This window comes from Flavobacterium hibernum (assembly GCF_000832125.1).
Lineage (GTDB): Bacteria > Bacteroidota > Bacteroidia > Flavobacteriales > Flavobacteriaceae > Flavobacterium > Flavobacterium hibernum.
Genome location: NZ_JPRK01000008.1, coordinates 412016 through 430629 on the forward strand (window position 1 = coordinate 412016; position 18614 = coordinate 430629).

19 protein-coding genes are annotated in these 18614 nt (G+C 32.7%); 14 read left to right on the plus strand and 5 right to left on the minus strand.

The features are described 5' to 3' along the window. Nucleotide 1: 1 nt before the first annotated feature. The gene (locus tag IW18_RS10990) at nucleotides 2-715 is read right to left on the minus strand and encodes a pyridoxine 5'-phosphate synthase (RefSeq protein ID WP_041517628.1); all 714 of its coding nucleotides are present in this window, start codon (nucleotides 713-715) and stop codon (nucleotides 2-4) included. Between the two features lie 117 nt (nucleotides 716-832). Here IW18_RS10990 and IW18_RS10995 point away from each other — a divergent pair, with 117 nt between their 5' ends. The 8 genes from IW18_RS10995 to murI all read left to right on the plus strand — a co-directional run bounded on the left by IW18_RS10995 (nucleotide 833) and on the right by murI (nucleotide 9272). Continuing rightward, nucleotides 833-1492 (plus strand): CBS domain-containing protein, encoded by a 660-nt coding sequence (locus IW18_RS10995; protein ID WP_041517629.1) that lies wholly within the window; start codon nucleotides 833-835, stop codon nucleotides 1490-1492. Between the two features lie 89 nt (nucleotides 1493-1581). After that, nucleotides 1582-2469, plus strand: a complete 888-nt coding sequence (locus IW18_RS11000) for an NAD kinase (RefSeq protein ID WP_041517630.1) — start codon at nucleotides 1582-1584, stop codon at nucleotides 2467-2469. A gap of 173 nt (nucleotides 2470-2642) precedes the next feature. Beyond that, the gene (gene porG, locus IW18_RS11005) at nucleotides 2643-3332 is read left to right on the plus strand and encodes a type IX secretion system protein PorG (RefSeq protein ID WP_041517632.1); all 690 of its coding nucleotides are present in this window, start codon (nucleotides 2643-2645) and stop codon (nucleotides 3330-3332) included. A gap of 5 nt (nucleotides 3333-3337) precedes the next feature. Then, complete coding sequence (locus IW18_RS11010; RefSeq protein ID WP_041517633.1) at nucleotides 3338-4078, plus strand: isoprenyl transferase; 741 nt, start codon at nucleotides 3338-3340, stop codon at nucleotides 4076-4078. Continuing rightward, nucleotides 4011-6758 (plus strand): BamA/OMP85 family outer membrane protein, encoded by a 2748-nt coding sequence (locus IW18_RS11015; protein WP_041517635.1) that lies wholly within the window; start codon nucleotides 4011-4013, stop codon nucleotides 6756-6758. The genes IW18_RS11010 and IW18_RS11015 overlap by 68 nt, the downstream gene beginning before the upstream one ends. A 47-nt stretch (nucleotides 6759-6805) precedes the next feature. Next, nucleotides 6806-7825 (plus strand): OmpH family outer membrane protein, encoded by a 1020-nt coding sequence (locus tag IW18_RS11020; protein WP_041517637.1) that lies wholly within the window; start codon nucleotides 6806-6808, stop codon nucleotides 7823-7825. Between the two features lie 15 nt (nucleotides 7826-7840). After that, nucleotides 7841-8344 carry an OmpH family outer membrane protein gene (locus IW18_RS11025; RefSeq protein ID WP_174232054.1) on the plus strand — a complete coding sequence of 168 codons (504 nt, stop codon included), beginning with the start codon at nucleotides 7841-7843 and terminating at the stop codon, nucleotides 8342-8344. 151 nt (nucleotides 8345-8495) lie between these two features. Next, nucleotides 8496-9272, plus strand: a complete 777-nt coding sequence (murI, locus tag IW18_RS11030; RefSeq protein WP_041517638.1) for a glutamate racemase — start codon at nucleotides 8496-8498, stop codon at nucleotides 9270-9272. Nucleotides 9273-9276: 4 nt separating this feature from the next. On the opposite strand, the gene IW18_RS11035 is transcribed toward murI, so the two are convergent. Further along, complete coding sequence (locus IW18_RS11035; RefSeq protein ID WP_041517640.1) at nucleotides 9277-10512, minus strand: PorV/PorQ family protein; 1236 nt, start codon at nucleotides 10510-10512, stop codon at nucleotides 9277-9279. Next, nucleotides 10513-11841 carry a DUF4270 family protein gene (locus tag IW18_RS11040; RefSeq protein ID WP_041517641.1) on the minus strand — a complete coding sequence of 443 codons (1329 nt, stop codon included), beginning with the start codon at nucleotides 11839-11841 and terminating at the stop codon, nucleotides 10513-10515. A 281-nt stretch (nucleotides 11842-12122) separates the two neighbouring features. Between IW18_RS11040 and IW18_RS11045 the strand changes: the two genes are divergently transcribed. The 6 genes from IW18_RS11045 to IW18_RS11070 all read left to right on the plus strand — a co-directional run bounded on the left by IW18_RS11045 (nucleotide 12123) and on the right by IW18_RS11070 (nucleotide 16900). Next, nucleotides 12123-12911 carry a DUF6268 family outer membrane beta-barrel protein gene (locus IW18_RS11045; RefSeq protein ID WP_262488164.1) on the plus strand — a complete coding sequence of 263 codons (789 nt, stop codon included), beginning with the start codon at nucleotides 12123-12125 and terminating at the stop codon, nucleotides 12909-12911. Between the two features lie 16 nt (nucleotides 12912-12927). Further along, complete coding sequence (locus IW18_RS11050) at nucleotides 12928-13935, plus strand: Kelch repeat-containing protein (protein WP_052480139.1); 1008 nt, start codon at nucleotides 12928-12930, stop codon at nucleotides 13933-13935. Further along, nucleotides 13925-14257, plus strand: coding sequence for a DUF4907 domain-containing protein (locus IW18_RS11055; RefSeq protein WP_041517644.1), 333 nt, complete (start codon nucleotides 13925-13927; stop codon nucleotides 14255-14257). Before IW18_RS11050 ends, IW18_RS11055 begins: the two co-directional genes overlap by 11 nt. Further along, nucleotides 14258-15358, plus strand: coding sequence for a sensor histidine kinase (locus tag IW18_RS11060; RefSeq protein ID WP_041517646.1), 1101 nt, complete (start codon nucleotides 14258-14260; stop codon nucleotides 15356-15358). A gap of 12 nt (nucleotides 15359-15370) precedes the next feature. Further along, nucleotides 15371-16081: a dioxygenase family protein gene (locus IW18_RS11065; RefSeq protein WP_041517648.1), complete on the plus strand. Its 711-nt coding sequence runs from the start codon at nucleotides 15371-15373 to the stop codon at nucleotides 16079-16081. A 102-nt stretch (nucleotides 16082-16183) separates the two neighbouring features. After that, nucleotides 16184-16900 (plus strand): LytR/AlgR family response regulator transcription factor, encoded by a 717-nt coding sequence (locus IW18_RS11070; RefSeq protein WP_041517650.1) that lies wholly within the window; start codon nucleotides 16184-16186, stop codon nucleotides 16898-16900. Nucleotides 16901-16993: 93 nt separating this feature from the next. On the opposite strand, the gene IW18_RS11075 is transcribed toward IW18_RS11070, so the two are convergent. After that, entirely contained in the window at nucleotides 16994-17512 is a 519-nt protein-coding gene (locus tag IW18_RS11075; RefSeq protein WP_041517651.1) for a gamma carbonic anhydrase family protein, read from the minus strand. A 9-nt stretch (nucleotides 17513-17521) separates the two neighbouring features. Next, nucleotides 17522-18511: a PorP/SprF family type IX secretion system membrane protein gene (locus tag IW18_RS11080; protein ID WP_041517653.1), complete on the minus strand. Its 990-nt coding sequence runs from the start codon at nucleotides 18509-18511 to the stop codon at nucleotides 17522-17524. Between the last annotated feature and the right edge of the window lie 103 nt (nucleotides 18512-18614).

Genomic DNA, 18614 nt, shown 5'->3' on the forward strand with positions numbered 1-18614 from the left:
ATTATTTAAGTTTATTTAAATACATATTTACGACATTATCTAAACCAAGATAAAGTGCTTCTGCGATCAAAGCATGACCAATAGAAACTTCTAACAAACCTGGAATATTTTGCTTAAAAAACTGAATATTTTCTAAACTCAAATCGTGTCCTGCATTAATTCCTAAATCTAATTTGTTTGCTAATTTTGCTGCTTCAACATATGGATCAATACCGTTTTTGTTTCCCAAACCATATTGATGCGCAAAAGCTTCTGTATACAATTCAATTCTATCCGTTCCCGTTTTTTTAGCCCCTTCAATGATTTCTAAAACCGGATCAACAAAAATAGAAGTTCTAATTCCGTTGCGTTGAAATTCCTGTATAACTTCTGTCAGATAAGATTGATTCGCGATCGTATCCCAACCTGCTGACGATGTAATAGCTCCAATTGCATCTGGAACTAAAGTAACCTGAGTTGGCTTACATTCTAAAACCAAATCAATGAAATTATGTTGCGGATTTCCTTCAATATTATATTCGGTGTGAACAATTGCTTTTAAATCGCGTGCATCCTGATAACGGATATGACGCTCATCTGGACGTGGATGTATTGTGATTCCCTGACCTCCAAAATCCTGAATATCTGCAGCCACTTTTAGCAAATCCGGAACATTTCCGCCACGTGCATTTCGAAGGGTTGCAATTTTATTGATATTTACACTTAACTTTGTCATATAAATAGATAATTAATTCTAGTAACACTATATTTGTTACGACAAAAATACAAAGTAAAACGTAGCAGTTTTTGCTATTTTTTGATTATTTTGCAATGAAATATCTTCAATTGATTTATGACAGAAATTACAAACTATATCACCAATGATTTCAGACCGATTGATAGTCAGGAAACGATAGCATCGGTTCAGGACTTTTTTGCTGATTTGAATTTTTCACATTTTCCGGTTGTGGAAAACGAAATCTTCATTGGAAGTATTGCTTCTGACGATGTTGAAACTTTTGACGCCGATAAAAAAGCAATTGACTACAAATATACTTTAGAACGCTTTTTTGCCAGAAAATCTATGTTGTGGCTAGATGTTTTAGAAGTTTTTGCAAAAAGCCATACTAATGTAATTCCGGTTCTTGACGAAAACAATATCTATATTGGATATTATGAGATGGAAGACATCATGAAGTTTTTTCAGGAAACTCCTTTTTTAAAAGAGCAAGGGGGAATTATTATCGTTCAAAAAGGACTTTTAGACTATTCTATGGGTCAGGTAACGCAAATTGTTGAGAGCAATAATGGTAAAATTCTAGGTTGCTTTATATCTGAAGCCGATTTGGAAAACGTTCAAATTACAATTAAAATTGGCGTGGGACCAATGAATGAAATTATTCAGACTTTTAGACGCTACAATTACGAAATCATATCTGAACATCAAGAAGACGCTTACATTAATAGCCTAAAAGAACGTTCAGATTATTTAGACAAGTACCTTAATATATAATACGTTTGTTAAACCGGTTAATTGTTTAATCGTTTTGACGAAAAAAATTAACGATTAAACAGTTAAACAAAAAATCGATTAAACACCAGATGAAAGTAGCCATTTACGGACAGTATTATCAAAACAGTACAGAGCCCATTATCAAAGACATTTTTATTTTTTTCAATACTAACAATGTCGAAATGGTAATTGAAGAGAACTTTCTGAAAATGCTTCACGAAAAGCAACTTGTCAAAAAGGAATACAAAACCTTTTCTTCAAGCACTTCTCTAGATGATAGTTTTGACATGCTAATTAGTATTGGTGGCGACGGAACGATTTTAAGAGCTGCGACCTTAGTTCGTAATTCCGGCGTACCCATATTAGGTATAAATGCAGGAAGATTAGGTTTCTTGGCAACTGTTCCAAAAGAAAGTATTGATAATTTTTTACAATTTACTATTGATAAAAATTACACAATATCCGAAAGAACTCTACTAAGCTTGACTTGCGAACCAAAAAATGATGCAATTGAAGACAGTTTAAATTTCGCCATGAATGAAGTTACAGTAAGCAGAAAAGATACTACTTCGATGATTACTGTAGAAACTTATCTAAACAATGAATATTTAAATTCATACTGGGCAGATGGTTTAATAATTTCTACACCTACAGGTTCTACAGGATATTCGCTAAGTTGCGGTGGACCAATTTTAACTCCAAATGTCGAAAGTTTAGTTATTACACCTATTGCTCCGCACAATTTAAATGCAAGACCGCTTGTAATACCTGACAATACCGAAATTAAACTTCGAGTTACAGGAAGAGAAGATCAATATTTAGTTTCCTTAGATTCCAGAATTACTTCAATCAAAAATGAATCAATTCTAAAGATCAAAAAAACTGATTTCAAAATAAGAATGGTCGAAATTCCAGGCGAAACTTTCTTAAAAACACTGAGAAACAAATTACTTTGGGGTGAAGACAAGAGAAATTAAGCTATTTTCTGACTCATCACTATACGATAATACTATATTTTCCCGTTCTGCATGTAGCGAATCGCCATTAAATATGCCTAAATCATACTGTAAATTGAAAAAAAAGCACATTTAACTAAAGGAACGTTGATTCGTATCGATAATTATTATATTTGCACGCAATTTTGAATTAAATGAAGAAAATTTTTAATTTATTGTTATGTTTTTTCCCCTTTATCACACTAAATGCTCAAATCAATGAGCTTGGTGTTTTTCTTGGTGGAAGTAACTTTGTTGGTGATGTAGGAAGCACTACTTATATTGCACCGGAAAAACTAGCTTTTGGCGTTTTGTATAAGTGGAATAAAAGCCCGCGTCACGCTTATCGTTTTTCGTACACACAGTCAACAGTTGTTGGAAACGATCTAGACTCAGACGAATCAGGAAGAAACAAAAGAGGTTACCGTTTTGAAAACAATATAAAAGAATTCTCAGCAGGATTAGAATTCAATTTTTTTGATTTTAATTTGCATGATTATCATCGAAAAATAACTCCTTATATATTTTCAGGCGTAAATTTTATCCTTTATGATCAATTGTACCGTTTTAAAACAACGCCAAACGTAGTAAATTCACAAAATTCAAATTCGTTTGCTATACCTATTATATTAGGAATAAAATCAAATATAGCACCGCATCTCGTTCTTGGTGTCGAAGTTGGAGCACGATACACCTTTACAGATGATATCGACTCAAGCAACCCAAATACAAAAAACACAAACATTTTCCAGTTTGGAAATTTAAATAATAATGACTGGTATGTCTTCTCGGGTGTTACTTTAACGTATACCTTTGGACAAAAACCTTGCTATTGCGCATATTAACAACAATGAATTTAATAGACTCTATAGATCACACAAACTTACCCAAACATCTGGCCATTATTATGGACGGGAATGGTCGTTGGGCAAAACAACAAGGTTTTTTGAGAGCATTTGGCCATGAAAACGGAACAAAATCTGTAAAAAAAACAATTACAACTTGTGCCAAACTTGGCATTGAGTATTTAACATTATATGCTTTTTCTACTGAAAACTGGAACCGTCCTAAACTAGAGGTTGAAGCATTAATGAGAATTTTAATCAATTCCTTAAAAAAAGAACTTGGTACTTTACAAGAAAACAATATCAGACTTAATGCTATTGGTAACCTTGAAAAATTACCAAAATCAGCTCAAAAAGAGCTATTGGATGTGATTGATAAAACAAAAAATAATACACGTCTTACTCTAACCCTGGCTTTAAGTTACGGATCAAGAGAAGAATTGGTAAATGCCGTGAGAATCATCAGTGATAAAGTTAAAAATAATATAATTTCAATAGACGCTATTGACGATTCAATTATAAATGAGCATCTTTACACGCAAAATTTACCTGACGTAGATTTATTAATAAGAACAAGTGGAGAACATAGAATAAGTAATTTTTTGCTATGGCAGATCGCCTATGCAGAATTATATTTTACTAATGTCTTATGGCCAGACTTTAAAGACCAAGATTTATATGAGGCTATTATTAGTTATCAAAAAAGAGAACGTAGATTTGGAAAAACCAGTGAACAAATTAAATAATTTTTTAGTGTTACAAAAAAGAATACAAATAGTCTTTACCCTAATCCTTTTGGGTAGTTTTTCACAAATAAAAGCACAAGAAAGAGTTCCTTTTGATCAAGGAAAAAAATATATTCTTGCTAAAGTTTCTGTTGTTGGTAAAATAAGCTTCAATGAACAAACTGTTGTTACTTTCTCTGGCCTTCAAAAAGGGCAAGAAATAACAGTTCCCGGTGAAGAAATTAGTAGTGCAATTAAAAAATTAGGAAAGCTTGGTCTTTTTGATGAGATTTCTTTTTACGTAAATAAAGTCGAAAACGACAGTATCTTTTTGGACCTAAACATTGTTGAACTTCCTAAGTTAAACGAAGTAAAGTTTGTTGGTATTAAGAAAAGTAAAGTCGAAGGATTAATTAAGGACAACAATTTGACCAAAAATAAAATTGTCAACGAAAACTTAATTACCACGACTAAAAACTACATCGAAAACAAATACAAAAAAGATGGTTTTTATAACACCAAAGTTACTATTACAAACACTCCTGACACCATAAATGGTCATCAGGTAAATATGCTTGTTCGGGTAGATAAAGGAGACAAAGTAAAAATTAGCAGCATTGACTTCATTGGTAACAAACAACTTACTTCAAGTCAACTTAGAGGCGCAATGAAAGACACTAAACAAAAAAATGTCCTTCGTGTTTTAAAATCTTCAAAATTTATACCTGAAAAATATAAGACTGACTTAGAAAAAGTTGTTGCTGCTTATAAAGAAAAAGGATATCGTGATGCTCGTATTATTTATGACTCTGTTACTTACAACAAGGACAAAAATATGCTTGCTATTAAAATCAAAATGGAAGAAGGAAACAAATATTATTTTGGTAATATTAAGTTCTTAGGAAATACTGTTTACTCTGATCAATTATTAAATCGTTATTTAGGAATTAAAAAAGGCGAAACTTATAACGGAGTTTTACTTGAAAAACGAATTGCAGACAAATCAAAACCAGATGCTGAAGACATTACCAACTTATACCAAAACAATGGTTATTTGTTTTCTAATGTTAATGCTGTAGAGGTAAAAACAGTTAACGATACTATCGATTTTGAAATTAGAGTTACGGAAGGTCCAATTGCTTATTTCAACAAAATATCTGTTGTAGGAAACGATAAAACAAACGATCACGTTATTTATCGCGAACTTAGAACTAAGCCGGGTGAAAAATATAGTAAAGAACAATTAGTTAGAACTATTCGTGAAATTGGACAATTAGGATTCTTTGATCCTGAGGCTATTGATCCAAAATTCAAAAATGTTGACGCTGGTGCAGGAACAGTTGATATTGAGTATCATGTTGTAGAAAAAGGATCTAGCCAGGTTGAGCTTCAAGGAGGTTATGGTGGTGGTGGTTTCATTGGAACTTTAGGACTATCTTTTAATAATTTCTCTGCAAGAAAATTATTTGATAAAGAAGCATACAAGCCTTTACCAATGGGAGACGGTCAAAAAGTAGCACTTCGTTTACAAGGAAGTACATATTTCCAGACTTATAGTTTATCATTCTCAGAGCCATGGTTTGGAGGAAAAAAACCTGTACAATTTAGTTCATCTATCTCATACAGTAAGCAATTCTTAAACAATTACGCTACTAATACTGTAGACAAAAGTAAAAGCTTTAACATCTTAACATTACAAGTTGGTTTAGCAAAAAGACTTACCGTGCCGGATGATTATTTTGTATTATCACAATCTATTAGTTACCAACATTATGATTTAAATAACTACAACACTGGTTTATTTACTTTTGGTAACGGTGCATCAAGAAACTTAGCATACACTATTGGATTATCAAGAAGTAATAAAGGGGTTAACCCAATATTCCCAACATACGGTTCAGAGTTTAGTATTTCTGCAAAAGTAACTCCTCCTTACTCTTTATTTAATGGAGTTGATTACGGAGATTTACAGAATCAAAAAGAATACAAATCTCGATATACAGGAGTAGCAACTTCTGGTGTAGACGGACAACCGCTTAATCCTGGTGATTATGTAAAAACTGCAACAATAAACGGTCAAACAGGAACAGTAAGTGTTGGATCTGATTTTGCAAATGCAGATACTGACCAAGGAAAAGTGGATCAAAAGAAATACAACTGGTTAGAATACTATAAAGTAAAATTCAAAGCAGATTGGTATACTAAAATTTATGGTAAACTAGTATTAAGAACATTAACAGAGTTTGGTTTCTTAGGAGCTTACGATCAGTCTAGAGGTGTTGTGCCATTTGAGCGTTTCTATTTAGGAGGAGACGGTATGGCAAATTACTCGATGGATGGTAGAGAAACGATCCAATTAAGAGGTTATAAAAATAACGCCTTAACTCCTGTAAACGCAAATGGAGACCCAATTGGAGCAACTATTTATAATAAATTCTCTATGGAACTACGTTATCCAATTACATTAAAATCTTCTGCATCGATTTATGCATTAGCATTTTTAGAGGCTGGATCATCTTACCCTACGTTTAAAGATTATAACCCATTTGATTTGAGCCGTTCTGCAGGTGTTGGTTTACGTGTATTCATGCCAGCATTTGGATTATTAGGTATTGATTGGGGTTACGGTTTCGATCCACAGCCTGGAGAAACTAAAGCACACGGTAAAGAAATTCACTTTATTATTGGACAACAGTTTTAGTAGAAATTTTAGTACATTTGCTTGAAATTTTGAAATTAACTAATGTTATGAGAAAACAAATTTTATTTATATTTTTAGCCCTGATCGTAGCAAGTACCATTGATGCTCAAACGAGAACAACAAGGATTGGCTACATTGACATGGAATATATTTTGGAAAATGTTTCTGATTACAAAGAAGCGAAAGCTCAATTAGAGTTAAAAGCTCAAAAGTGGAAACAAGATATAGAAGCAAAAAAACTTGACATTAATAAACTTAAGGAAGGGCTTAAAGCCGAAAGAGCTTTACTTACTAAAGAACTTATTGATGAAAGAGAAACTGAAATTAAATTTCTAGAAGACGAAATGCTGGATTATCAGCAAAAACAATTTGGAGCTGATGGAAATTTAATTCATCAAAAAGCAGCATTGGCCAAGCCTATCCAAGACCAGGTTTTTACTGCGGTTCAAGATATTGCCGAAGCAAAAAATTATGATTTTGTTTTTGACAAATCATCAGATTTAACAATGCTTTTTAGTAATAAAAAATTTGATATTAGCGATCAAGTTATTCGTATTCTAAACAGAACTGATAAACGTGAGCAATTAACTAAAAAACAGTTAAAAGATCAGGAGATTAAAGAAAGTAAAGAAAACGCGATTGATGAAAATCCGGCATTACAAGACCGTCAAAAAGTACTAGACGAGAAAAAGGCTGCCAGAGAAAAATTAATTGAAGACAGACGATTAGAGCAAGAAGCTAAGAAAAAAGAATACGACGACAGAAGAAAAGCAATTGCAGCCGAAAGAGAAGCTAAAAAAAATGGCACGGTTTCTGAACCTGCTAAAACAGACGCAACAGCAAAACCTGCTACAACAGGAACAGATGCAACTGCCAAGCCTGCTGCTGCCACAGGAACAGAAACAACAACTGAACCAGCTGTTGATAAAGCTGCAGAAAGACAAAAACTTTACGAGCAGCGCAAAAAAGAGTTAGAAGATAGAAGAAAGAAAATTTTAGAAGAAAGAGAAGCGGCTAAAAAAGCGAAAGAGGCCGAAACACAAAAAACAAATACGACCAATAATTAATTAATATTTTTAAAAATGATGAAACAAATCAAAACTTTACTAATTGCTGCAATACTAATTTTAGGAGCAAGTAACACAATGAACGCACAAGCTAAGGTAGCTCATGTTGATGTTAGCGAGATTATGTCGAAAATGCCTGCAATGCTAGATGCACAAAATCAACTACAAAAATTAAGTGGTACATATGATGCAGAATACAAAAAAATGGTTGACGAATATCAAGTAAAAATCAAAAAGTACGAAGCTGAAGCTACAACTGTATCTGAAGCAATCAACACTGATCGTTCTAAAGAAGTACAAGACATGCAAAAGAGAATTGTTGACTACAGAGACAATGCTCAAAAAGAATTGCAACAAAAAGAAACTGACATCGTTAAACCATTAATGGAAAAAGTAAGAGCTTCTATCCAAAAAGTTGGAAAAGCTAAAGGTTTCCAATATGTGTTAGATGGTTCTACTCTTTTATTAGCTGATGGTCCAAACATTACTGCTGATGTAAAAAAAGATTTAGGATTCTAAAAACGAATTTCTTTCAATCAAAACTGTCCAAACTTTTAGAAAGTTTGGACAGTTTTTTTTTACAATAAAATAAGATTAAAAATCCTTAATATTTGTAGATTTCCTTTAAATTGGAATATAAATTTATTTCAAAAAACACTAAATTTGTATTATGACGAACAACAATCCTATAGGCGTTTTTGATTCCGGTATTGGAGGAACTTCCATCTGGAGCGCCATTCACGATCTACTTCCTAACGAAAAAACTATTTATTTGGCAGATAGTAAAAACGCTCCTTACGGTCAAAGAACAAAAGAAGAGATTGTTGTTTTAAGTAAAAAAAATGTAGATTTTTTACTCGAACAAAACTGCAAACTTATTGTTGTCGCTTGTAATACAGCAACAACAAATGCTATTCGAGAACTTCGTGCAGATTATGACATTCCTTTTATTGGAATTGAACCGGCTATTAAACCAGCAGCAAACAATTCGAAGACGCAAGTTATTGGCATCTTAGCAACAAAAGGAACCTTAAATAGTGAGCTGTTTAATAAAACAGCAGAGATGTTTCAGAACACCAAAATAATTGAACAAGTAGGTTATGGACTTGTTCAATTAATTGAAGATGGGAATTTAAATTCGCCTGAGATGACTCAATTACTTGAGTCTTATTTACAGCCAATGATTGAAGCCAATATTGACTATCTTGTTTTAGGTTGCAGTCATTACCCTTATTTGATTCCGCAGATTAAAAAAATCCTTCCGGAACACATTCAGATTATTGATTCTGGTGAGGCAGTTGCCAGACAAACTCAAAACATCTTACGCGAAAAAGTGGGTTTTACAGACCATTCAAAAAGTGATCCTGTATTTTATGTCAATTCAAATCCAGAAGTCTTAAAATCAATTTTAGATTACAAATACCCTGTGATCGAAAAGGACTTTTAAAGTCTTATTCTATTTTTCGTTTAACAAACCAAATTCCGTCCAAAGATAAATTGAGTGATATTTTATGATAATTTTCTTTAATTAAATTATCCGAAATCCTTCCTTTTTGTCCGTACGAATAGGAAATATTTAAAGACGAATATGTGTTTTCAATTGGTAAAGAAAGTCCAAAAGAAATTGCGGCATTATTAACTCTTTTACCATCAACTTCCAGGTAACCAGTATCAAAGTTCACACCGGTCGCATATTGAACTCTATCCCAGTATTTACGAATATTCTTTTTGGGACTATAAGTAAATCCTAGGGCAAATCGATCTTGATTTACAAAATCACCATACAATTCAGATTGTTTAGTATTACTCCACAGACTTCTTTCATAATCCAAAGTCATATTTAAGTTATTCTTGAAACGTTTACTTATACCTATACCCATTTCTAATGGCATGTAATAATCGTCTGTATCTGATGCTACATTAGACTCTACAGTTGTCACAACCTCATCTGCGACTGTTTGAACTGTCTGAACTTTTGAAGCTTTAATTTGCGTTGGCACTTTAAATGTTGTTGCAACAGTTAGTGTAGAATCAATTTTGTATTGCGCCCCCAAAGTTGCACGTACGCCACTATAATTTGTTTTTTTCTGAATACTCGTAATCGAATTCAAAATTAAAAAACTTCTATTATCATTCGTATTTCCAAACAACACAGATGCTGTTGCTCCTAGAGACAATTTCTTTCCGAATCGATATCCATACGATAAATCAAAATTATTCAAACCACCAGAACCTGTTGCGGTTATATAGTAGTAATCCAGACTGTTTTCGATAGGTAATTTTAGGTTAGAAATTTTAAAGGTCGAACTCGAGTACGGTCGCAATGAAGCACTAAATCCAGAGTTTTTACTAACCGGAAATGCAAAAGCAATATGTGAGAATTGAAAATTGTTACGGCTTTCGCTTCTGGAACCACTTTGATAGGTTGTCATTATGGCTTTTCCACCAATATCGAACATAAAGTGATTTTGAGGCAGAAAACCAAGCGAAGCCGGATTCAAATTATTGATAAATGTATTGGACGGCAAAGCCATTCCAGAAGAACCAATTGATGGAATTTCACCAAAATCAGAATCATATAAACTCCCTACTCCATACAATGAATATGGCGAACTTGAAATACTTTGAGAGAATGAAGTTATCGACATTAATATGAAGCAACTTAAGTAGACTATTTTACTTTTCATTTAGTAAGAGATGTAATAAATTTTAAGCAGAATTTTATTGTTCAAATGTTTTTGATCTCCCAAAACAATTCGATTTACAGTTTTAGAAATTCCGGGTAAGGTGAGAATAAGTGATGATCTTGTATCAGATTGTTTCAGCATTTCTTTTTGCAGAAAATTACCTATTGGAATTAAGTATCCGATATTCTCATTGAATTCATCACTTTTTTTATTCAGTATACCAAAGACTGATGTTCCGGCAGAATTTACTAACGAAGCGCTAATTCTATTTAAATTATCACCAACATAAATCTTTAAGGAATCGGCCAAAGGATATTGTTCTGAATAAGAATTATTAACTGGTCTTAAAACTAATTGAGCATCTACAATGGCACCTTTTTCTGAGAGGTACTTAAGCTGTTTAATGTTTGGGAAATCGATTCTACACGCAACTCCAGTTCCTGATTGTATAAATCCCTGATGATTGGTCAGCGAACTTGATAACTTACTTGTTGAAATAGGCAGATTTTGTATTATAGTGCCCGTTTTATCCAATGAGATCGAATTGAATTGCTTGGTCGCATCAGAAATCATAAAATCAACAATATATGGCGTCTCTTCTGTATTTGCCTGATACTTGGAATAATACATTCGTACCTTACTCGTTGAGACATTAAAACCGGTAACGCTTGCAGAATTTGCAGTTGCAGGAACAAGAACCAGCCCTTTTAAGTATTCGTTGAAACTATCAAAATCCGTAATTTCTCTCTTCTTCAACTTCTGAAAGAGCGCCGCACCAAATGCACTACTCATTTTAATATTGATAGAATCTTTTTCTATTGGTCTGGGTTTATAAGAAATCGTACCAAGACTTTCATCGCTATAGCTTAAAGCCGAATTGTTGTAAAAATTATTATCCTCTGTATTAGGCTTTACTTTTTGAAGTAATCGATGAATATTAAAGGTTTGCACTTTTGTAGTATCTCCATAATAGTAGTTGTCGTACTTTAAAATCATCGAAATGGAATCAAAAACATAATTGGTTGTTTCTGTATCAGAACCGCCACTCATTAAAGCATAAGAACTTGACGCCAATTGAAAATAACTATTCGATTTTACTTTTCCGTAAATTGGATCGTCATAGTTTCCAACCAAAATTCGGCTTTGATTTGAAGTAACCAAAGAATCAAAATTTATGGTCGACATCTCTACTGAAACCGTATCAATCAAAACAACCTTATTACTTAAAGCTAAATAATCAGATCCAACAACAAACTCACCGGCATCAGAATCTGTTCCGCATGAAAATACGGTCATGGCAAAAAGCAATATCAATATAAACTTGTGCATAATCAATTTTTTGAGCAAATATAATTTGCACTCCCCTGCACTACACTATAACATATACAGTCGCGTGTTTTTATACTATAAACAGCAAATAATGATCTATAATAGATTAATACTAGCAAATACTTCATTCGACATTAAAAAAGGGTATTTAGTCTATCAAAAACTCCCATACATATATCTTCTTTTTTTTAAAACCATTAGCCGACTACTTTTGAACCAATAAATAAGTAATGAAAATAAGGTTTTTAATTAGTACGCTTTTTTTGATTTCATTTTTTGCTATGAATGCTCAAGAAAATTTTTCAGTAAATATGAATTTAAAAATAGAACCTACTGACAAAATTGATTTTACAAAAAGTGACATTGGCATATCGTATAATAAAAAACTAAACGCTAAAAATAGGATAACAAACACGCTAGAATATTCGAACTTGAAGGTAGATTATGATTTAGGAATTAATGACGCCGTTGGCAATCTGGATCAATTCAATCAGATTCAAAACAAATTTGAAATTTCACATGAACTTTCAAACTCAACCAATCTGATTTTTTCGATTACTCCTACCGTAAATTTTCAAAGAAATCTAGATGTTAATGATTTGGCTCTTTTGGGAAGTTTTGAAATTAACCAAAAATTAAATTCAAAAGTAACTCTTAGCATAGGAGCAGCGAGAGCAACAGTTTTTGGAACTCCAAAGTTCATTCCTACTCTATCATTAAATTATAAAGTAAGTAATGAAAGTAGCGTTTTGATTGGTTTTCCAGATTCGAAAATTTCGTATTCAAATAATATTCGAAACCAGTTTAGTCTGACAAATCGCTTTAATGGCAATTATTATTATCTAGATGCGCATAATCTTGATAATAACGCCACAAAAGTTACTCTATCGCAAATGTCCTCAGCATTTGTGTATGAAAGAAATGTTGACAAAAACTGGTTTTTGAATTTTAAAGCCGGATATGATTTTGACAAAAAATACAATTTAATAGACAGTGACGATCATAAAGTCCATGGTTTTAATATCAGTAATGGATATGTTTTAGGAATTGGCATCAAATACAAACAATAAATAAATTTAATACACTATGAATAATTTAAAAAAAGGAATATTATTCGCAACACTGTTTTCGGCTCTCTTTTTTGTAAGCTGTAGTAATGATGACGATGATGATGATTTGATAGGAAACTGGATTAAGAAATCAGCATTTGATGGACCTGCGAGATCTAGTGCAACGAGCTTTGTTATTGGCGATTATGCTTATGTAGCAACAGGTTATACTGGAGATGTTTATTTAAAAGATTTATGGGCTTACAATTCTAATGGCGATTATTGGGAACAAAAAGCTGATTTTACAGGAGTTGGAAGAAGCTCTGCTTCAAGCTTTGCTCTTAACGAAAAAGGTTACATTGGTCTTGGTTATGATGGTACTAATAAACTAAAAGACTTTTACCAATACAACCCTACCTCTAATACTTGGACTCAAAAAACGGACTTTGCCGGAACTGGACGTTATGGTGCTGTGGGTTTTCAGGCGGCTGGAAAAGCATATTTCGGAACAGGCTACGACGGGAATTACCTAAAGGACTTTTATCAATATGATGACCAAGCTAATACTTGGACGCTTGTAAACGGATTTAGTGGAAATAAAAGACGTAATGCTACCGTTTTTGTAATTGGCGATAAAGCTTATTTGGGAACGGGAATTAACAATGGTGTTTATCAGGAAGATTTTTGGGAATTTAATCCATCTACTGATGTTTGGACAAGAAAGCGCGATATCGACAAGGATACGGATGACGATTATACTTATAACGACGAATATGCAATTGTTCGTTCAAATGCTTCTAGTTTTTCTATGAATGGATTAGGATATGTAGTAGGTGGAGAAAGCATCAAAACAATCTGGGAATACAATCCAAGTACTGATTTATGGGTAGAAAGAACTCCTATGGAAGGCGCAAGCAGAACTGATGCTGTTGGGTTTGCGATCAATAATCGTGGATTTTATATGTTAGGAAGAGTGGGTTCTACTTACTTTGATGATGCCTGGGAATTTAAACCTTTAGATGCGCAAAGCGACGATGATAATTAATACAAAAAGACAATTCTTCTGGAGTCAAATCCAGAAGAATATATTGCTTGCGATACTTATTTTACAATTTATAGCCTGTGCGAAAAATGAAACTTTTAAAATCGAAGCCTTCAAAACTACGTCAGGTTGGGGTTATTCGATTGCTACAAAGAACAAGATCATTATCAAGCAGGCTATTATTCCAGTCATAAACGATAACAAAAGCTTTTCGACAGAAGCTGACGCATTAAAAGTCGCTGATTTAGTCGTAAAAAAACTCAATCAAAACATATCACCAACGGTAACCAAAAATGATTTAATTTTATTAAAAATAAAATTATAAATGAAACTAGACGCCATCAAAAATACAAGTTCAAATAAAATTTTATTCCATTGCATCATATGGGTTTTCTTTATCCTGACTTCGTTGATTCAGTTTTACGAAAGTCCGTTTAGGATTAACAATGATTTTTATGTGCAATGGGCTACAGGAATTATTTTGTTTTATCTGAACTATTTTTATTTGGTTCCTGTCCTACTTTTAGAAAAAAAATACTGGCTCTATTTTGCCTTTGTTTTTGCCCTTATTTTACTCTTTATGATTATAAGGATTAATTATTTTATTCCTGAATTTAGACATATAAGGCCAAGATTCTTACCTCCAGAAGATCTACATTCAATTTATAAAGGAGCTAGAGCAAGACCAATAATGGCAACAAGACAACCTCTTTTTTTTAAAATTGGTCCATCATTTTTCTATATCCTAATTATTACCATTAGTGCTATTATAAGAACACTAACAGAATATTATAACAACCAACAAAACAAATTAATTGCCGAAACACATAGAACAAATACTGAATTGATTTATTTGCGAAAACAAACCAATCCGCATTTTCTATTCAATTCCTTAAATAGTATTTACTCTCTGGCACACAAAAAATCTGATTTGGTCCCTGACGCCATCGTAACATTATCAGAGTTAATGCGGTATATGCTGTATGAAACAGATAATAAAACGGTGGCTTTAGAAAAAGAAATCAATTACATTCAGAATTATATTGAGTTGCAAAAACTCCGATTAAATAATATCGAAGACATTGTTATCAACGTTCACGGCGATACAAAGAACAAGTTTATAGAGCCGTTATTATTAATTTCGTTTGTCGAAAATGCTTTTAAATACGGAACAGATTATAAAGGTGCCGCTCACGTAAAAATCAAAATTTTTATTCACGAAAACAGCCTAGATTTTTGGATAGAAAATACGATTGAAAACTACGTAACAGATCCTGACAACTCTGGAATTGGATTAGTAAATATTCAAAACCGTTTAGATTTACTCTATCCAAATGCACACAAACTTACCATAACGCAGGACAATCAATATTTCCGCGTTCATTTAAATTTAGAATTAGATAAAATTCAGACTGCAATTAAATAAACATGACTTATTATGGACAGAAAAAAATTTATCCGCAATGGTATTTTAGGCATTGCTTCGCTAGCAACAGCTACTAAAATTTTAGAATCTTGCTCTAAAAATGATAATGATGACAATGGCACAAATGCTTCCGGAGATGGAAGCTGTACGGTTTCTCCATCTGAAACTAAAGGACCATTCCCCATTAAAACTCCAAGTCAATTGGTTTTAGAAAACATAAAATCAGACCGAATTGGTGTTGCTTTACTAATAAATTTAGTGATCGAGAATACAAACAATAACTGCGAACCTTTATCAAATGTATTAGTTGATGTTTGGCATTGTGATAAAGATGGTAATTATTCTGAATATGGTGGAACTCAAATGCAACAAGCAGATTATACTTCGGTTCATTTTTTAAGAGGAAGACAAACCACCAATTCAAAAGGAGAAGTATCGTTTATTTCTGTTTATCCGGGTTGGTATCAAGGCAGAGCGCCACATGTTCACGTCGAAGTATTAACCACTGGCGGGTCATCTTTATTGGTCACACAAATTGCTTTTCCTGAGAATATTTCAAGTACCGTATATTCAAGCGCAAATTATAGCGCGCACGGTCAAGCCGATACATCAAACACAAAAGACAATGTTTTCTCTGATAGTTTATCTGATGAATTGGCCACACTAACCGGCAATTTAACAGATGGTTACACCTTAAGCAAAACCATTACAGTAAAAGGATAATTTTGCCCCCAACCAGTATTTTATGATAATTTTAAAACTTAATTTACTGGTTTAAAACTACTTTTGACGCAAAACAAAATTTAAAAATTTAAACCTCAACAGATGAAATGTGTAATTATAGACGATGAACCATTAGCGGTTGAATTATTAGAGGATTTTGTTGGAAAGGTAGATTCGCTCGAATTAGTTCATACTTTTAATAATGCTATTGATGCCGTGTCGTATATCAATCAAAACAATGTTGATTTGATTTTTCTAGACATTCAGATGCCACATTTCTCTGGAATTGATTTTTTAAATACAATCGAAAAAAAGCCATTGGTTATTTTTACAACCGCATTTTCAGATTATGCCGTAGAAGGATTTAATCTTGGAGCAGTAGATTATTTGGTTAAACCAATTCCGTTTCACCGTTTTTTAAAATCAGTTGTCAGAGCACAGCAAGTCTTAAATCCTACAGCAGCTGTTCAGGCAATTTCTGAAAACACAACTGCACCAGAATTAGAGCAGGATTTTATGTTTGTAAGAGCCGAATATGAAAACGTAAAAATGAATTTCTCTGATATTTTATTCATTGAAGGTTTAAAAGATTATGTAAAAATTTACACCACCGACAATAAATTCACACTAACTTTAATTAGCTTAATAAAGCTCGAAAATTTACTTTCGACTAAAGGTTTTTCAAGAATTCACAGGTCTTATATCATCAATATAAAACACGTAAAATCAATCCAGAAAAATAAAGTTTTGATTAGTGATAAGAGAATTCCAATTAGCGAAAGTTATAAAAACGCATTCTTCGAGAGAATCAATTTATAAGTTTATTAAATTCCAAAAAGATAAAATTCCAAATTCCAAAGTTTGATACTTATTGGAATTTGGAATTTTATCTTTTTGGAATTTATTTTTTATTTATTCTTCGTTTTTAAACCAGCCCGAATACATTACATAATTGTTTGAAATACGCTCGATTTCTCCCGCAAAGTCAGATTGATCAATATCCTTTACTTTCTTTGCCGGAACACCTGCGTAAATACTTCCTGAGGCTACAATTGTATTTTGGGTCACAACAGCTCCGGCAGCTATAATCGAATTACTTTCGACTACGCAATTATCCATTACAATAGCTCCCATACCAATTAAAACATTATCGCGAATGGTACAACCATGTACAATTGCATTATGTCCTATCGAAACATTATTTCCAATAATAGTAGGATGTTTTTGATATGTACAATGAATAATAGCTCCGTCTTGAATATTAACTTTATTACCTATCGAAATGAAGTTTACATCGCCACGAATAACGGCATTAAACCAAACACTACAAGAATCTCCAAAAGATACATCGCCAACAATTGTAGCATTTTCGGCAACATAACAATCCTTTGGAATCAAAGGTGTTTTTCCGTTTACAGATTTAATAAGCATAATGAAATATTAATTAATCGCAGGACAATTACAATCGTAACGCTCCTTTTTACAAAATAAATTGATTCCTAAAGTAATTTGATGGTATCCGCCAGTATCAAATTTTACGTCGCCAGTAACTTGCGAATACGTGTAAGCAAACATAAAATTCTTATAGTTAATTCCAATTATAGGGGTAAAATATTGTAGTTTTTGAGTAGCAACTCCGCTTGTTGTACCATATTGTGCTCCGTCAAAACTTCTTCTATACGACAATGCAGCCCAAATGCTACCAAAATCCATGTTTTTATAGGCTTTTAAGTTTAAATCGATTGATTTCTCTTTTGTTTTATCAAACAATTGAAACAAAAATGAAGGTTCCCAAGTAATATTATCTTTTTTTCCAAAAACATACCCGGCACTTAGAAGAAACTTTCTTAAATTATTACTCTCGTATTCTGTGTATAATTCTCTTCTGGTTTCCAACAATCCCTGAACAGTTGCATGAGCATAAAAATCAAGATAATTGTATGATGCACCAACATCCATATTAAAATAGGAATCTTTTTGAATTGACCCAAAAACAATAGGATCAAAAGTAGTTCCAAATTTAGTTTCGTCTAACTGACTCTGAATTACGCCTCCACTAATACCAAATGAAAGCTGATTTAAATCGATTTCATCTCTGGAAAACATAATATGATGCGCATAAGTAAGCTTTACACCTTTTTGAGAATGATATCCGTTTTTATCATTAAAAATAATAATTCCTGCACCAGAGCGTTCTCCCACTCTTCCGTTAAAAGTCACGGTTTGTAGTGCTGGCGCATCTTCCTGACCAAACCACTGTTTTCTAGCCGTTAATCTAATCTTGGCACAATTGGCCGCACCCGCCATCGACGGATGAATCAAGTAATAATTATCTGATAAATAATCCGAATAAACAGGAATTCCTTCTTGCGAATACGAATACATCGACAGGATTAGAAAAACAAATAAAACCTTGATTTTAAATCTCATAAAGGCAATTTTATTTAAATTTTTTTAAAACTCTCATAATTTAATACGATTAATTTGAAAAGAGTCTTAATTATTTTATTAAAAAACCAAATATAGGTATTAG

What these genes read in the sequence shown, in the direction of transcription:
- IW18_RS10990 (WP_041517628.1), bottom strand. Translation starts at nt 715, where the DNA reads ATGACAAAGTTAAGTGTAAATATCAATAAAATTGCAACCCTTCGAAAT.
- IW18_RS10995 (WP_041517629.1), top strand. Translation starts at nt 833, where the DNA reads ATGACAGAAATTACAAACTATATCACCAATGATTTCAGACCGATTGAT.
- IW18_RS11000 (WP_041517630.1), top strand. Translation starts at nt 1,582, where the DNA reads ATGAAAGTAGCCATTTACGGACAGTATTATCAAAACAGTACAGAGCCC.
- porG (WP_041517632.1), top strand. Translation starts at nt 2,643, where the DNA reads ATGAAGAAAATTTTTAATTTATTGTTATGTTTTTTCCCCTTTATCACA.
- IW18_RS11010 (WP_041517633.1), top strand. Translation starts at nt 3,338, where the DNA reads ATGAATTTAATAGACTCTATAGATCACACAAACTTACCCAAACATCTG.
- IW18_RS11015 (WP_041517635.1), top strand. Translation starts at nt 4,011, where the DNA reads ATGAGGCTATTATTAGTTATCAAAAAAGAGAACGTAGATTTGGAAAAA.
- IW18_RS11020 (WP_041517637.1), top strand. Translation starts at nt 6,806, where the DNA reads ATGAGAAAACAAATTTTATTTATATTTTTAGCCCTGATCGTAGCAAGT.
- IW18_RS11025 (WP_174232054.1), top strand. Translation starts at nt 7,841, where the DNA reads ATGATGAAACAAATCAAAACTTTACTAATTGCTGCAATACTAATTTTA.
- murI (WP_041517638.1), top strand. Translation starts at nt 8,496, where the DNA reads ATGACGAACAACAATCCTATAGGCGTTTTTGATTCCGGTATTGGAGGA.
- IW18_RS11035 (WP_041517640.1), bottom strand. Translation starts at nt 10,512, where the DNA reads ATGAAAAGTAAAATAGTCTACTTAAGTTGCTTCATATTAATGTCGATA.
- IW18_RS11040 (WP_041517641.1), bottom strand. Translation starts at nt 11,841, where the DNA reads ATGCACAAGTTTATATTGATATTGCTTTTTGCCATGACCGTATTTTCA.
- IW18_RS11045 (WP_262488164.1), top strand. Translation starts at nt 12,123, where the DNA reads ATGAATGCTCAAGAAAATTTTTCAGTAAATATGAATTTAAAAATAGAA.
- IW18_RS11050 (WP_052480139.1), top strand. Translation starts at nt 12,928, where the DNA reads ATGAATAATTTAAAAAAAGGAATATTATTCGCAACACTGTTTTCGGCT.
- IW18_RS11055 (WP_041517644.1), top strand. Translation starts at nt 13,925, where the DNA reads ATGATAATTAATACAAAAAGACAATTCTTCTGGAGTCAAATCCAGAAG.
- IW18_RS11060 (WP_041517646.1), top strand. Translation starts at nt 14,258, where the DNA reads ATGAAACTAGACGCCATCAAAAATACAAGTTCAAATAAAATTTTATTC.
- IW18_RS11065 (WP_041517648.1), top strand. Translation starts at nt 15,371, where the DNA reads ATGGACAGAAAAAAATTTATCCGCAATGGTATTTTAGGCATTGCTTCG.
- IW18_RS11070 (WP_041517650.1), top strand. Translation starts at nt 16,184, where the DNA reads ATGAAATGTGTAATTATAGACGATGAACCATTAGCGGTTGAATTATTA.
- IW18_RS11075 (WP_041517651.1), bottom strand. Translation starts at nt 17,512, where the DNA reads ATGCTTATTAAATCTGTAAACGGAAAAACACCTTTGATTCCAAAGGAT.
- IW18_RS11080 (WP_041517653.1), bottom strand. Translation starts at nt 18,511, where the DNA reads ATGAGATTTAAAATCAAGGTTTTATTTGTTTTTCTAATCCTGTCGATG.